Here is a 14828-nt window from a genome sequence, read left to right on the forward strand (position 1 = left end):
ATTAGGAGGAAGGGGGAGCAAAATGGAAATATTAGACCAATTAGTTAATGGACTTTCACTTGGAAGCATATATGCTCTTATAGCATTAGGATACACCATGGTGTACGGTATAATACAGTTAATTAACTTTGCACATGGAGATATATATATGCTAGGTGCCTTCATAGGATTCTTCGCAGCTGTAAAATTAAAGTTACCATTTATACCTACTCTATTAATAGCAATGATTGGATCTGCATTAATAGGAATTCTTGTTGAGAAAATAGCTTACAAGCCATTAAGAAAGTTACCTAAGATAACTTTGCTTATAACAGCAATAGGAGTTTCATTACTTCTAGAGCATGGAACTAGATTTTTAGTAGGACCAGACACAAAATCCTTTCCGCAACTTATTTCTGCGAGAAAGATATCATATGGTCCAATAAAAATGTCAAATATTCAAATTGTAACATTTGTAACAGTAATAATTTTAGTATTGTTATTACAGTTCATAGTATATAAGACTAAAGCAGGAAAGGCAATGAGAGCTGCAGCCTATGATATGGAAGCAGCCTCTCTAATGGGGATAAATGTTAATAATACAATATCTATGACATTTGCTTTAGGATCTGCATTGGCAGGAGCAGCAGGAGTTTTGGTGGCTATTTCTTGGGTTAGTATAGATCCTTATATGGGAATGATGCCAGGAATCAAAGCCTTTGTAGCTGCTGTGTTAGGAGGAATTGGTGTTATACCAGGAGCTCTTATCGGTGGACTGTTTATGGGTGTAGCAGAAACCTTTACGAAAGCTTATATATCTACAAGTTTATCAGATGCTATAGCTTTTGGAATCTTAATTCTAGTTTTACTACTTAAGCCATCAGGTTTGTTAGGTAAAACAGTAAGAGAGAAGGTGTAATTTATGAAAAAATATCTTAAGCTAATAATTTATATAATCATAGCAGTGGCATTATTCTTTATATTGAATGAGCTTATGAATGAAAGAATTATAAATAATTACTATAAGAGAATTATAATTTTAGCCTGCATAAATGTTATGTTAGCAGTATCACTAAATTTAATTACAGGAATTACTGGTCAGTTAAGTTTGGGCCATTCGGGTTTTATGGCGATAGGTGCATATATGGCAGCAATGCTTTCAATTAAAATGCAACTTCCTTTCCTAGCAAATTTAGTTATTGCCGGAGTAGTGGCAGGAATAGTGGCACTTGTTATAGGTATACCTACATTAAAGCTATCAGGAGATTATTTTGCTATAACCACTTTAGGGTTTTGTGAAATTATAAGAATAGTAATAACCAATATAGATGCTTTGGGAGGGCCTAGAGGAATTCCTGGAATCCCAGTTAAAACAAACTTTGCTTGGGCATTTTTTATAATGATAGCTGTGATTATAGTAATGTATAATATTGCAACTTCTGCTCAAGGTAGAAACATGATTGCAATTCGTGAAAATGAAATTGCTGCTGAAGCTATGGGAGTTAACACAAAAAAGTATAAGATAATGGCTTTTGTTATAGCAGGAGCTATAGCAGGAATTGCTGGTGGAGTATATTCTCAATATGTAAATTTCATTGAGCCTACTACATTCAATTTCATGAGATCAATAGATATACTTATATTTGTAGTTTTGGGTGGAATGGGTTCAATTTCTGGTGGAATATTTGCTGCAGTTATATTAACTTTTCTACCAGAGATGTTAAGAAAATTACAAGATTTCAGATTGATAATTTATCCTATAATGTTAATACTGCTTATGATTTTTAGACCAGAAGGTATTATGGGGCGCAAAGAATTTTCACTTAAAGGAATTGTAGATTATTTTAGAAATAAGAGTAAAAAAGAAGGGAGGGGAATATAAGTGCTTAGTGTTAAGAATTTAACTATGGAGTTTGGTGGACTTAAGGCAGTAGATAACTTTAGTTTGGATATTGGGGAAACACAAGTTATAGGATTAATTGGACCTAACGGTGCAGGGAAAACTACTGTTTTTAATATGCTTACAGGTGTATACAAGCCTACTAGTGGAAGTCTTGAATACAATGGCAATAATATTATTGGAATGAAACCATATGAAATAACAAAAAATAAAATAGCAAGAACATTTCAGAATATTAGATTATTTTCCAACCTCTCAGTAATAGATAATGTTAAAGTTTCTTATGGTTATAGAGTGAAATATAACATTTTGGATTCTATATTTAAGAGTGGACGATATATGAGAGAAGAAAATGAGATAGAAAAAAAATCATTGGAGTTATTAAAAACTTTCTCTTTAGATGACAAAGCTTATGATAAAGCAAAAAACTTATCTTATGGAGAACAAAGAAGATTAGAAATTGCCAGAGCATTAGCTGCTAGTCCAGAATTATTACTTCTAGATGAACCAGCAGCAGGAATGAATCCACAGGAAACTATAGAACTTACAGAACTTATTAGATGGATACGTAAGGAATTTAAGGTTTCAATTTTATTGATAGAACATGATATTAAATTAATAATGGGAATCTGTGATAGGATAGCTGTTTTAGATTATGGGAAAAAAATAGCGGAAGGAACTCCGCAAGAAATTAAGGATAATCCAAAAGTAATAGAAGCTTATCTTGGAGAGCCATATGAAGGGAATGAGGCAGATGCTTAAAGTTAAGAATTTGAATGTGTATTATGGTGGAATTCATGCTCTTAAGAATGTAAATTTAGAGATAAACCAAGGTGAAATTGTCACATTGATTGGTGCTAATGGTGCCGGAAAAACCTCTACTTTAAGAGCAATTTCTGGCCTTATACCTTACAAAAGTGGAATTATTCAATTTAAAGGAAAAGCGCTTAAAGGAGTGCCTGCTTATAAATTAGTTTATGAAGGTATGGGGCATGTTCCGGAGGGAAGAAAGATATTTGCAAATCTAACTGTTATGGAAAATCTTGAACTTGGAGCTTATTCAAGAAAAGACAAACATAAGGTTAAAGAAGAGTATGCTAGTATTTTTGAGAAGTTTCCTAGATTAGAAGAAAGAAAACTTCAGTTAGCCGGAACTTTATCTGGTGGGGAACAGCAGATGCTTGCAATTGGAAGAGCATTAATGAGTAAGCCTGAACTATTGCTATTAGATGAGCCTTCTATGGGGTTAGCACCTATAATTGTTAAAGGAATCTTTGAAATAATTAAGGAAATTAATCAAGGAGGCACAACAATTCTTCTAGTAGAACAAAATGCTAATATGGCTTTATCCATAGCACATAGGGCATATGTATTAGAAACTGGGAATATAGTTACCAGTGGTGCTGCTAAGGACTTAATGAATAATGAAGATATAAAGAAAGCATATTTAGGGGAATAATATTGAATTTACAAAAATATTGTGTTAATATATAGAAAAGTAAATAATATACCTAGGGTAGAGGTGCTGTGAACTAAAAGTATTTATATGGAGCCGCAAGCGTTGATATATAAAGAAAGGAGTCATGGCCGAAGAAAGTAATTTGCAAAATTTCTTTCTGGCTTTGCATAAAATATATGCACGGTTGTCACTTGAATTTTCAAGTGGAGAGCTACAAGGACACAATAAAATGTTTGATATTTTCAAGCAACTGAGGTGTACCTTGGTTGCTTTTTTATTTTTGAGAAATTAAAGCTTAAGGTATATAACAAAAGGGGGAGAAATCTTTGAAATTAGTTGTTCAAAAATATGGTGGAAGCTCTGTAGCTACCACTGAAAAAATACTAAAAGTGGCAGATACGGTTATAAAAAGAAAAGATGCAGGGGAAGACATAGTAGTTGTAGTGTCTGCTATGGGGGATACCACAGATGATTTAATTTCTTTAGCTAAAGGAGTTAGCCATAATCCAAGTAAAAGAGAGATGGATGTACTTCTTTCCACTGGAGAAATGATTTCGGCATCTTTATTAGCTATGGCATTAATAAATAAGGGCTATGATGCAATTAGCTATACTGCTTATCAAATTAGTATAAAAACTAATGGAGGTTATGGCAAATCATTAATAGAAGACATTGATGTAACTAGGGTTGAAGAAAGCTTAAATGAAGGGAAAATAGTAATTGTTGCAGGTTTTCAAGGAATAAATGAGGTTGGAGATATTACTACACTTGGAAGAGGAGGCTCAGATACCTCTGCAGTAGCTCTTGCTGTTAAACTGGGAGGAAGATGTGAAATTTATACAGATGTTGATGGAATTTATAGCTGTGATCCAAGAAAATATAAAGAAGCCAAAAAATTAGAATATATAGAGTACGAGGAGATGCTTGAATTAGCAAGTTTAGGAGCTCAAGTTATGCACTCAAGGAGTATAGAGCTTGCTCAAAAGTATGATATACCAGTTTATGTTGGACTTAGTTGCAGCAATATTGTTGGAACTGAAATAAGAGGGGGAAAAACAATGAATTTAGAAAGTAAACCAGTAACAGGAATAGCCACAAGTGACGATGATGTAGCAATAACTATAGAAGATTTAAAATCAGATATAAATATTATTTGTGAACTTTTTGAGAAGATAGGAAGTAAAAAAATTAATATAGATATGATTTCTCAAACTGCACCTATTAATGGATATGTAAATGTGTCTTTTACTGTTCCTAAAACTGAAATCATAGAAGCTATGGATATATTAATAAGTTTAGTAGATAAAAGCCAAATAGTAGTGGATGAAGAAATTACAAAGTTTTCTTTGGTGGGAATAGGAATGAAATGTACTTCAGGAGTAGCTGCTAAATTGTTTAGAATATTTTCTGATGGAAATATTGATGTTAAGATGATAACTACTTCTGAAATAAGAATAACCTGTGCTATAAAGCAAGAAGATAAGCTAAAAGCTTTAAATTTAGTAGCAAAGGAATTTAATTTGTAAACTATTGAGTAAAATATATTATAATGTAGTGGAGAGAGATAATACTTATTGTTTCTTTCCACTTTATTTTTAAATTAAGAAATTTACATGCATATATAGAAAGCTTGGTAATGAGGTTATAGAAAAATTAGATAAAAAATATATATAACTAGTAAAGTATAGCCATATACTTAAAAGAGGAAGTAATGAATGAGGTAAAAAAGATACTTGCATTTATTGAAGAACGTGCTAAGATTAAAGGAATACGAAAATTAATAAATTAAGTGAATAGGAGATGAAATGTTCTATGGGCGATGGTGTTATTGATTTTAATGAATTGAAAAATAAAGTAAGAGATAAAGATATAGAAAAGTTTGAAAATTATATTTTTAGCTTGTATGATTCTCTTTCAAGAGGAGAAATATCTATGGCTGAACTATCAAAAAATATAATGAAATACATGGAAGATAATAATATTTCTCAAGAAAAGTTTTTGAAGATTCAACAAGAAATGCTTAAACGTTATGGTTTGGATTCTGAATATATGGAAACTCAATTAAAAACTTTGGGACTTGATGCTACTAATTTTGATTTGGATAAAAATTATGAAGCAATAAGAAAAACTCAAAGCTTTAAAGAAAAATATAAAAATTCTATAGAAGATAAGATACATTCCCAATATAAAATAGTAAATGAAGTAAATAATATAGTGATAGATTTACAAGAAGAGAATGTTGTCATTTCAAGTGAAGGAAAAGTGGATCTTAATGATGTGGAAATAAATGAATTTTTATGTTCTTATAAAAAGTTAATGGAAGATAAAACTCTTAAGGTTAAACTATATCAAAATGTTACTGAGTATTCTTATTAAAAACTTCAAATTGCATGTACTAGATTGTTATATAATAATTTAGTACATTTTTTTTGTATATTAATGCGAGTTTTGTATAGATTATTACTTGTGATGTTAAATTAAAGCAATGAGGATATATAATCATAGAAATATTGGTGTTTAATATATAGAGAGAGGATGTTTCATTTGAGAGTATTGGAATTAAGGAATGTTGAAAAGACATATAGATTGAGTGATAATCAAAAATTTCAAGCATTGAAAGGAATAAATGTTTCTTTTGGGAGTGGAGAACTTGTATCCATAATAGGAGAATCAGGTAGTGGAAAATCAACTTTAATGAATTTGATTGGAGGACTTGATTCTGATTTTAGTGGTGAGCTTTTAGTTGCAGGAAGAAATATAGGTAATTTTACAGAAAGAGAATTAGATATTTATAGAAAGAATAAGATTGGATTTGTATTTCAAAGTTTTAACCTTATATCTCATTTATCCGTTTTAGATAATGTGACCATAGCAATGACCTTGGCCAATGTTTCTAAGGAAGAAAGAATAAAGCGTGCAAAAGAGATTTTAAATGATGTAGGTTTAGAAAAACATATATATAAAAAACCTAATCAATTATCTGGAGGACAAAAGCAAAGAGTTGCAATAGCAAGAGCATTAATAAATAATCCTGAAATAATATTGGCAGATGAACCAACTGGAGCTCTTGATTCTGAAACTACAGTTCAAGTTTTAGATATAATAAGAGATATCGCTGAAAAAGGAAAATTAGTTATAATGGTTACTCATTCTGAAAGAGTAGCCGCTATTTCAAGCAGAGTAATAGAGATTTCAGATGGGCAGATTATTGATGATAAGCCAGGTGTTATATTAGAAGAAAATACTAAATTAAATTATATTTCCAATGATGGAATTAAAAAAAATAAGCAAAATTTAAGTTTTATTTCAGCAATAAAATTGGCATTTTTAAATATGAAAGAGAAGAAAATACGTAATATTCTTGTTTCATTGGGTGCAAGTATAGGTATAATGAGTGTAATATTTTTACTTGCACTAGGGAATGGAGTAAAACAATATTTTAATGATACTATGAGCAGGCATGTAAATCAGTTAGTTATTGAAGTTAATATGCCTAAGAATGCTGAGAATAATCAAGCGTCAGAAAATAATTTTAGACCTCCAATGATGCCTATGGTTGGAGAAAAAAGGCCATTTCAGCAATCAGATATAGATAAATTATCAGCAATAAACCATGTAACTGCAGTTGAGAAAGGTTTTAATATTATATCAATAGGCTCCAATTCTTTAACTTATGGAAAGAGTAATTGCCACTTGTTGTTGGTTGGATCCATATCGTCTAATATAACTAATTCCAACATAAAAGAAGGAAGGTTACCTAAAAATAATGAAATTATTATTAATGAGATGGTTGCTAGAAAACTTGATAAGGATGTTGTTGGTAAGAAGGTTACCCTTAACATTTTAATAAATCAGCATTATATGCATGAAGATTTCGTTGTAAGTGGAATTTATACTTCAGGAAACAATGATTCAATGTCAAACATGGAGATAGTTATGTTAAATTACGCGGATTTAGAAAGTTTGTGTAAAAGGAACAACTTTGATTTTAAACCAACTACAGTATACTTGCTTACTAATAGTGATAAATACACTAAGGGGATAAAATCTAAAATAGAAGAACTAGGTTATATGGGATCTACCCAAGAGATGATGGCATCAATGTTTACAGAAATGATAGACATAATTACATATGTACTGGCAGGAATATCAGGGATTTCCTTAGTGGTATCTGCCATAATGATATTAGTTGTTCTATATATTAGTGTTGTAGAAAGAACAAAAGAAATAGGTGTTCTAAAGGCAATAGGTGCTAGAAGAAAAGATGTAAGAAGAATATTTGTGTCAGAAGCTTTTTTAATTGGTTTGTTTAGTGGGGTAATTGCTTTGGGACTTTCTTTACTATTGATGTTCGCAACCAATCTAGTTTCTAATAGGAAGTTTAATATAGATATAGTAATTATGAATAGCTGGTATGCAGTTTTTGGAATAGTTGTAAGCATAGTAATTAGTATGATATCAGGTATGATGCCAGCAAGTAAGGCTGCGAAATTAGATCCAGTAGAATCATTAAGGAGAGAATAAAAAATAGTATCTCAAAAAGTAATAGTGTCAAGAGCTAAATGCGCTTATAATTTTATCTATATATTATTTGATAAGATTATAAGCGTATTTTGAGGAGAAGTGATTATGAAGTATTTTTTCTTTGATGTAGATGGAACTTTACAACCGTATATTCATAAGATGCCAATGTCAACTAGAAATACAATAAAAAAATTACAAGAAGCAGGTAATGCTATATTTTTAGCTACCGGTCGAGTATATAATGAGGTAAAACCATTAATGGATGAACTTAAAATTAGTAATGCAGTTTGCGCTGGTGGTGCCACTGTTGTCATAAATAATAAAATAGAGTATCAAATGTTTTTTGGAAAGCATGAGTTAAGTGATATATTAGATGAATGTAGTATTTATAATGTTATTTTGGTAACTGTAGGTGATGGCAAATGTTATACAACTTATAAAGGCAATAAACTTACTTCATATATAGGATTCATGAGTGTACTATCAAAGACAAATTTTTTTAAAGTTGGATCAGTGAATGGGAAAGCTATTAACACATATATGAATGTGGAAGTTGTAGAAAAAGAACGTTTAATTCAGGAACCTACGCAAAAATTATTATTTTATAACTCTAAATTGATTGATAAATTAAAATGTCTACAGGGATATACTGTTAGAAACAATAAGTATTGTAGGTCTGTTGAATTTGAGTTCAAGGAAAAAGGTGTGGAATATATTCGGGAAAAATATAATTTATCCTTGGATGATATTGTAGTCTTTGGAGATGGTAGAAATGATATTAGTCTATTTAAGTATGCTAAAAACTCAATAGCTATGGGAAATAGCTGCAATGAGTTAAAAAGAGTTGCTTCATTTATAACTCATAAATCACATAGAGATGGTATTGAATATGCATGTGAATATTTTAAATGGATATAAAAATATTTAGTTTTCAGCAAAATATAATGAAATACAAAAATATTTTATTATAGCATGATTAATGTTATAATAAAAGTATAAAAAAATATATATAATTATGGAAATCAACGACAAAAAATGATATTATATTATAAACATATGAAGAATAAAAGCATATTGAAGTACAAAAGAGGTGAAAAAATGAATATAAGAAAAAAGTTTATAACTTTTTCTATTTTGTTTGGAATATTGCCTGTAGTTATTTCTACGGCAATTACTGTTGTATATTTTAGAGCAAAGGATATTGATATAATCAAACAAAATGTAACAACTGTTGCAAATGATCAATCAATAATTCTATCAACTTTTTTTGAGCAGAATTCTAGAGATTTAAACTTTGTTTCTAATATCCAAATAACTCAAGAATTATTAGAGGATTCTAATAATAATATGGGTTCTATAAATATTAACGAATACACTAGTATAGTAAGCCAAATTTTATGCATCAGAAAGAAGCAGCAGTCTTATATATATAAAGCTAGTCTTGTGAACAAAAGAGGAGAAGTAATTGCAGCTACTGACAATAATACTATAAATAGTACAGTGATATTCTCTAAAAAAGATATGGACAAGTTAATAAATAGGCAAGCAGTAGTAACAGATATTGATATAAACAATCGTGTGAAAACTGCCATAATTGCAGCTCCTGTGTTTGTTAAAGAGCAATACCAAGGTGCTATGTTATACATAATTGATATGAGCTATTTTCAAAATATGGTGCGTAATACACACTTTTTTAAAACAGGGAAAGTCGCCATATTCGATGGGAAAGGAGTTATCGCAGCTAGTAGTAGCAAAAATATTATAAGTAATATTAATTCAATCAATGCACCTAACAATTTATATGAGCAATGGAGAAAAATAGATTCCAATAAGTATCCGAAAGGGATAATAGAATATAAATTGAATGGTGTGGATAAAATTGGGTACTATTCCAAAATTAGCGATACTGGATGGGTAGTGCTAAGTGGAGTTGAATGGAATGAATTCAAAATGCCACTTAATAAAACAATAAATACTATTATCATCATTATTTTATTCATTTTTTTACTTATAATTATATCTTATACCTTTGTTGTTAATTATTTTTCAAAACCGATCTATGATTTATTGGAAGTTATTAGAAAGGTGAGAGAAGGAAATTACAAAGGAAGATTTGTTTATAAAGAAGATAATGAATTTGGAGAAATATCTAGAGCATTTAATGACCTAATTGAAAGAATAGAAAAAAAGAGGAAACAAATAGAAGATAAAAATAGAGATTTAGAATCTTTAACCTCTAATATACCTGGAGGTGTTCATCGTAATAGAATAGAAAATGGTGAATATTTGATAGATTATTTAAGTTACGGATGTTTAAATATTTTAGGATATAAACCTGAGGAATTTCATCAGTTCTATGGCAAAAGTATATTTGATTTGGTATATGAAAAGGATCGCCAAAGAGTACAACAAGAAATTATCGACCAAATAAGAATGTTCGATAAATATACAGTAGAATTTAGAATTAAACGTAAAGATGGAAGTATAATATGGCTAATTGATAATGGAAGAATAGTTAAAGATAGAGATGGAAAAATGTATAGTTATAGCGTAGTGTTGAATATAACTGATGCAAAAATTGCAGAAGAAAAGCTCAGAGTAAGTGAGGAACGTTATCGTATAATAATGTCTCAAACAGAAGATATAATTTTTGAGTGGGATGTCAAAAGGGATAGTATTCAGTACTCTAAAAATTTAAAAGATAGGTTTAACGTTGAACTGAATATAACTGAAATTAGTAAGAAATTAGTGAATAATGATTTTATTTATAAAGATGATATTCGTAAATTTAGTAATTTAATTAACAATATTGTTTGTGGAGAAAGATATGGAGAAACTGAAGTTAGAATTAAGAAAGATAGTGATAGTTATACTTGGTGTAAAATGAGGATAACCTCAATATTTGATGAAAATGGTGATATAGTAAGAGCCATAGGAGCAATAATAGATATTGATAAACAGAAAAAGGAAACAGAAAATCTTTTGTTTATGGCAGAAAGAGACAGTGCTACGGGTTTATATAATAAAGGAACTTCTCAAAGGCTAGTTGAGAAATACATGAGGAATGCAGAACAAAGTTCTAAAGGGGCTTTATTTGTAATAGATGTAGATAATTTTAAGCTAGTTAATGATACTTTAGGCCATTTAGCTGGGGATTATGTACTAAATAGAATTTCTGCAATGCTGTCACAAACCTTTAAAGAAAATTCTATCATTGGAAGAATTGGTGGAGATGAATTCATAGTGTTTTTAAAAGATGTATCTTCTAAGGAATTTATCCAAAATAAAGCAGATGAATTAGTTGAAGGGTTTAGAAAAATAAATATTGAAGAAGGCTGGGGGATTAAGGTATCAGGTAGTATAGGAATAGCTTTTTATCCTTTGCATGGAAATTCATATGAGAAACTTTTTATTAGTGCAGATAAGGCTGTATATTATTCTAAGAAAAATGGTAAAGATGGTTATTGTATTTTTGAGGATATTTAGTTGTACTTCTGTGAAAGTGATAATCTATTGAAAAAGTAAATAATTATAAGCTTTAATTTATATAAGCAGAACGAAGATATAAAACTTTTTGTTCTGCTTTTTTTGATTAATGAAAGTTAAGAGCATTTTTCTCAGCCAGGTAGGAGTATTAAAATAACTAAATATAAGTCGAAAATTCTTTCAGGTGCATTGCAAAAATAAAAAAATAACTATATAATCAAATTAATAGTAATAAATAATAATAAATATTACATAATATTTTGTTTCGACAAAATGAGGATATAAATAGGGGGAATGAATTTTGAAGGGTACAGTTGTATCAACTTGGATAAAAACGAATAGGAAGTTGTTTGGAGACTCAGTAGTAAATGAGTCTTTGAATTTTATTGGTTGGGGAAGTGATAAGATATTTTCTCCAATTGAAAATATCAAAGATGATGAAGTTAAAAAATTAATAGCTCATATAGCTCAAAAAGAGAATATGGAAGTAGGAGTATTGTGGAGAAAAATTGGACAAGATAATATAAAATCTTTCAGTCAAGATTATCCTGCGTTTTTCAAACATGATAATGTATATTCATTTCTAAAATCTATGTATGATGTGCATGTGGTAATGACAAAAAAATTTACAGGGGCTAAACCTCCTTTAGTACTAATAGAACCTATATCGAGGAGAGAAGCAGTATTTAGTTACAATTCATCAAGAGGAATGTTTGATTATTTCAAGGGTATGCTAGAAGGATCTTGTGAATATTTTAATGAGAAGGTACAGATAGAAGAAATATCAAAAACAGATAGTGAGTTAAAGTTAAAGCTTATATTTGATAAAGATATTTATTATAGTAAAAAATATTTTTTTAATAGATTATTTTCTTTAGGATTTATTAAGAGCTTTGGAGTAAAAGCAGGTTTATTTACTTTTATAATATCAGCTATTGTTATGGTACCAATGTTAGGTTTAAATAATATAGTCAAAGCACTAATTGGAAGTGGTATATCTGGTATAGCAGCTTTTGCTGTGGTTTCACTAATGATGGGACCTAAAAATATAATAAATGAAGAGATACAAAGAGTAATTAATAATCAATATAATATTGATGGTAAAATTATTACTAATGATTTTTTTGAAGAAATATTTGAAGCATTAAAAAATCATAAGAAAGTTATTCAAGCAGATTTTGTTGGGTTTAAGGGTGTTACAGATGAAATGAATACATTTGTAGATACAATTAATAATATATCAGATACAATGAAACATACTTCAGATGAAATTGGAGGAGTTGTTGAACAAGTTGCTAATGGAGCAGTTATGCAAGCAGAAAATACGGATATAGCAGTGCAAGCACTTAATGGAAATATTACAGCATTAAGAAATATAGTTAAAAATGAAAACTCAAATAAAACTGAACTTGAAGCAGCTGTGAATAAAATAAATAATAGCTACGAAAATGTAGATAGTGCAAGTAGGAATATTTTAAGTTCTTTAGAAAAATTCAATGAAGTAAAGACACAGGGTTCAAAGCTTGAAGTTAAGGCAAAAGATATAACTAATATTGTTTCTATAGTTTCAGGGATATCAGAACAAACTAATCTATTAGCTTTAAATGCATCCATAGAGGCTGCTAGAGCAGGAGAACAGGGAAGAGGATTTTCTGTTGTTGCCGAATCAATAAGAAAGTTAGCAGAACAATCTAAGGAGGCTGTTGAAGAGATTAACACAAATTTAGAACAATTTGTTGAAGAAATTAAATCTCTAGTAGTTAATATAGAAAGTCAATATGTTGTGTTGGAAAAAGAAACAGATAGTTTAGGAATGGTTAGAAACATAAGTTTTGAAGCTAATCAATCAGTGAAAAGTGTAGCATCTTCTATGATAGATACTATAGATAAACTTAATACAGAGGCGGATTCTATTTCTAGTGTTTATGATAGTATAGAATCTTTAGCTGCTATAGCTCAAGAAAATTCAGCATCTTCAGAAGAAGTAAGTGCCAATGTAATAAATTATACAAATGAGATTAAGAAGCTTATAGATAATATACATGATTTTAAGGGAATTACTGAGGCATTTAAAAATGACTTAGAAAAATATAAGATATAAAAATATTAACACTTAAAATACTTTATTCATATACTTTAGGGATAGAAATATTTTGAGAGGAATTTATGTCTATATATTTTGACGCAAGAGCAATTAGTGATCTTATAGGAGATAATTTTTTTAGAGCAGATAAGGAATTTACAATAGAAGAATTAGCAAAGTATGATGGAACTAACGGAAATCCATCATATGTTGCTATTAGTGGAGTTGTTTATGATGTTAGTAATTCAGAACCTTGGAAAGTTGGTAAGCATTTTGGACTTTTACCAGGTAAGGATTTAACAGAGGAATTTAATTCTTGCCATGGGTTGATTCAAATTCTTAACAGTCTGCCAAAGGTGGGAGTACTTAGTGGAAGTACTGGAATGGGAACTACACAAGCAGGAGGAATGACTACCGGAGGGATGTTTGGAGGAAGCACCACTGGAGGAATGAACATGGGTGGTGGAATGATGGGCCAAGGAACAACCTCAACAACAGGAGGGATGTTTGGAGGAAGCACCACTGGAGGAATGAATGCTGGTGGTGGAATGATGGGCCAAGGAACAACCTCAACAACAGGAGGGATGTTTGGAGAAAGCACCACTGGAGGAATGAACATGGGTGGTGGAATGATGGGCCAAGGAACAACCTCAACAACAGGAGGGATGTTTGGAGGAAGCACCACTGGAGGAATGAATGCTGGTGGTGGAATGATGGACCAAGGAACAACCTCAACAACAGGAGGGATGTTTGGAGAAAGCACCACTGGAGGAATGAACATGGGTGGTGGAATGATGGGCCAAGGAACAACCTCAACAACAGGAGGGATGTTTGGAGGAAGCACCACTGGAGGAATGAACATGGGTGGTGGAATGATGGACCAAGGAACAACCTCAACAACAGGAGGGATGTTTGGAGGAAGCACCACTGGAGGAATGAACATGGGTGGTGGAATGATGGGCCAAGGAACAACCTCAACAACAGGAGGGATGTTTGGAGGAAGCACCACTGGAGGAATGAACATGGGTGGTGGAATGATGGGCCAAGGAACAACTTCAACAACAGGAGGAGTTACTACTGGTACTACAGGTTCAACTCCTAGTACAACTAACTTTAATCCAGATGATTGGGTATATTATATTGTTCCTTTAGTTAATCGTGCTTTAGCAGAAGCTGATCAAGGAATTAATCCAAGACACTTGTATCAGGAATTTATTTTGGCTGGTGTACTTGTGGGAATGGGAAGAACCCCTCAAGAAGCTATTGATTTAGTGGAAGAGTGGGAAGCTAATGGAACATCTCAATTGTTAGCAAAAAGCAAAGCTAATAGATCATTTTATTACTAAAATAAATAATGAATGGTATGAAAAAGATGTATTTTTTTTAATACATCTTTT

The 14828-nt window shown here is 30.7% G+C and carries 11 protein-coding genes and 1 riboswitch; all 11 genes read left to right on the top strand.

The genetic code is table 11. The annotated features are described in order from the left end of the window. The first annotated feature begins 22 nt into the window (after positions 1-22). The 11 genes from OCU47_RS05120 (at position 23) to OCU47_RS05170 (ending at position 14777) form a co-directional block, all read left to right on the top strand. On the top strand, positions 23-898 hold the full coding sequence (locus tag OCU47_RS05120) for a branched-chain amino acid ABC transporter permease (RefSeq protein ID WP_261827517.1): 876 nt from the start codon (positions 23-25) through the stop codon (positions 896-898). A gap of 3 nt (positions 899-901) precedes the next feature. After that, positions 902-1861, top strand: a complete 960-nt coding sequence (locus tag OCU47_RS05125; protein WP_261827518.1) for a branched-chain amino acid ABC transporter permease — start codon at positions 902-904, stop codon at positions 1859-1861. Further along, positions 1862-2641, top strand: a complete 780-nt coding sequence (locus OCU47_RS05130) for an ABC transporter ATP-binding protein (RefSeq protein WP_261827519.1) — start codon at positions 1862-1864, stop codon at positions 2639-2641. It begins immediately after the preceding gene. Beyond that, positions 2634-3338 carry an ABC transporter ATP-binding protein gene (locus tag OCU47_RS05135; protein WP_261830587.1) on the top strand — a complete coding sequence of 235 codons (705 nt, stop codon included), beginning with the start codon at positions 2634-2636 and terminating at the stop codon, positions 3336-3338. The genes OCU47_RS05130 and OCU47_RS05135 overlap by 8 nt, the downstream gene beginning before the upstream one ends. 50 nt (positions 3339-3388) lie before the next feature. Continuing rightward, a riboswitch (Lysine riboswitch) is annotated at positions 3389-3560 on the top strand. Between the two features lie 104 nt (positions 3561-3664). Continuing rightward, positions 3665-4864, top strand: a complete 1200-nt coding sequence (locus OCU47_RS05140; RefSeq protein ID WP_261827520.1) for an aspartate kinase — start codon at positions 3665-3667, stop codon at positions 4862-4864. Between the two features lie 286 nt (positions 4865-5150). Continuing rightward, positions 5151-5714, top strand: coding sequence for a DUF3867 domain-containing protein (locus tag OCU47_RS05145; protein ID WP_261827521.1), 564 nt, complete (start codon positions 5151-5153; stop codon positions 5712-5714). A 168-nt stretch (positions 5715-5882) separates the two neighbouring features. Further along, the gene (locus tag OCU47_RS05150; RefSeq protein WP_261827522.1) at positions 5883-7862 is read left to right on the top strand and encodes an ABC transporter ATP-binding protein/permease; all 1980 of its coding nucleotides are present in this window, start codon (positions 5883-5885) and stop codon (positions 7860-7862) included. Between the two features lie 105 nt (positions 7863-7967). After that, positions 7968-8780, top strand: coding sequence for a Cof-type HAD-IIB family hydrolase (locus OCU47_RS05155; RefSeq protein WP_261827523.1), 813 nt, complete (start codon positions 7968-7970; stop codon positions 8778-8780). Positions 8781-8960: 180 nt separating this feature from the next. Continuing rightward, the gene (locus OCU47_RS05160) at positions 8961-11348 is read left to right on the top strand and encodes a sensor domain-containing diguanylate cyclase (protein ID WP_261827524.1); all 2388 of its coding nucleotides are present in this window, start codon (positions 8961-8963) and stop codon (positions 11346-11348) included. A 301-nt stretch (positions 11349-11649) separates the two neighbouring features. Then, positions 11650-13449, top strand: coding sequence for a heme NO-binding domain-containing protein (locus OCU47_RS05165; protein WP_261827525.1), 1800 nt, complete (start codon positions 11650-11652; stop codon positions 13447-13449). A 65-nt stretch (positions 13450-13514) separates the two neighbouring features. After that, positions 13515-14777, top strand: a complete 1263-nt coding sequence (locus tag OCU47_RS05170) for a cytochrome b5 domain-containing protein (protein ID WP_261827526.1) — start codon at positions 13515-13517, stop codon at positions 14775-14777. Positions 14778-14828 lie beyond the last annotated feature (51 nt).

Source organism: Clostridium sp. TW13 (assembly GCF_024345225.1).
Lineage (GTDB): Bacteria > Bacillota > Clostridia > Clostridiales > Clostridiaceae > Inconstantimicrobium > Inconstantimicrobium mannanitabidum.